Source organism: Collinsella sp. TM05-37, from assembly GCF_003436455.1.
Taxonomy (GTDB): Bacteria; Actinomycetota; Coriobacteriia; order Coriobacteriales; family Coriobacteriaceae; genus Collinsella.
This window is the reverse complement of the sequence record NZ_QSPN01000035.1, coordinates 1-1677: the sequence shown is the minus strand read 5'-3', so window position 1 is coordinate 1677 and position 1677 is coordinate 1. Positions and strand designations below refer to the sequence as shown.

Genomic DNA, 1677 nt, shown 5'->3' with positions numbered 1-1677 from the left:
GGCCGAGGCCGCCTCGATCAATTTGCGAAAGAATCTTGACGGTACCGCTGACCATGGGCGAGCTTCGTGCGCTTGACGAGCAGGACGGCGCCACGTTCTACGAGCGCCTGGATCGCGAGAAGATGAACTACGGCTGGATCGAGGGTTCGCCGGAGTTTAAGGCCGAGGTCGCCAAGCTGTATCGTCGCGAGGTCAATCCCGATCACATTCTGCAGACCAATGGCTGCACGGGTGCCAACCTCAACGCCATCATGGCCGTTGTCGAGCCCGGCGATCATGTGATTGCCGAGTGGCCTACCTATGCGCCGCTCTATGAGATCCCGCGTACGCTCGGCGCCGAGGTTGAGTATTGGGAGCTTCGCGAGGAGCTCGGATGGAAACCCGATATCGAGCAGCTCAAGCGCTCGGTGCGCCCCAACACGAAACTCATCTGCATCAATAACGCATCGAACCCCATCGGTACGGTGCTTGATGCCGATACGCTCGGTCAGATTGCCGAGATTGCCCGTTCGGTGGGCGCCTACGTGCTGTGCGACGAGGTTTATCTGCCGCTCGAGAACACCGAGTCCTTTATGTCGATGGCCGACGTGTACGATAGGGCCATTGTCACCAACTCGGTGTCTAAGACCTATTCGACGCCTGCGGCTCGCGTGGGCTGGGTTGTGGCCGACGAAGAGGTGTCCAACCGCATCCGCACGTATCGCGACTACACCATGATCTGCGGCGGCGTGTTCAACGACGCCCTGGCGACCTACGTGCTCGAGCACAAGGACAAGATTCTCGAGCGCAACCGCAAGATCTTGTTTGGTAACCGCGATATCGCGCAGGCATGGATCGATACGCAGCATCGTGTTTCCTGGACGGCCCCGCAGGGCGTGTCCACCTCGTTCATCCAGCTGGATATTCCCGAGGATGACGAGGAGTTCTGCAAGCGTCTGCTGGCCGAGAGGGGAGTGCTGTTGGTCCCCGGCAGCCGTTTTGAGCTTCCCTGCGGAGCGCGCCTGGGCTACTGCGCAAGCGAAGATGTTCTTCGCGAGGGTCTGAGGCTTCTGGGCGAGGCACTGGCGGAGTTTGATCGCTAGGATTCCGACGGCTCTCAAAGCCACTCAAATCCGTCTACGATTATCGATAACAGACCCGTTACCCATGAGGGGAGCGGGTCTGTTTTTCTATACCGAGAAGTCAAGTTGTTACAAATGAGGCCGTAAGGCGAGCCGGTGTTCGTTGGGCCTTATACTGAGCTTCCGGTGAACGGTATCCAACGTCTGGTAAACGGTAATATGCATACCAGAAATGAATAGGACAAACTTTTTTCTGAATAAAAATGAAAATGGTTGAGACGCGGTATGAATCGCTAATTCTATTCATAGCTTTATTAGAAATATGCAATTTGAGGGTGGTTCAATAAAGTTAAGTTCCATTTGCTATTTGGTTTGAAAAAGCATTTAAGCACGTAAATTAACTTTATTAAATCAAAGTGTGCCATGCGTGAAGTATATGTGTATGCCGTTCACCCCTCATAAAAAACCGTTCGGGGGCGAGGTGGAAGTATGGGCTGATTTTGGATATAAATATGTCGTCAGCAATAACGCCTCACACGGAGGGGCGCTAACGAATCGGCCCTGACAAGGGCCCGAAAGAAAGGTAGGAGGCCATGACGAAAGGTCTGCACGTGCC

At 54.5% G+C, this 1677-nt stretch carries 1 protein-coding gene; it reads left to right on the top strand.

All coding sequences use genetic code 11. From position 1 onward, the window contains the following. A partial coding sequence (locus tag DXD48_RS09930) for an aminotransferase (RefSeq protein WP_117565061.1) occupies window positions 1–1082 on the top strand: 1082 nt, incomplete at its 5' end. Window positions 1083–1677: the final 595 nt, after the last annotated feature.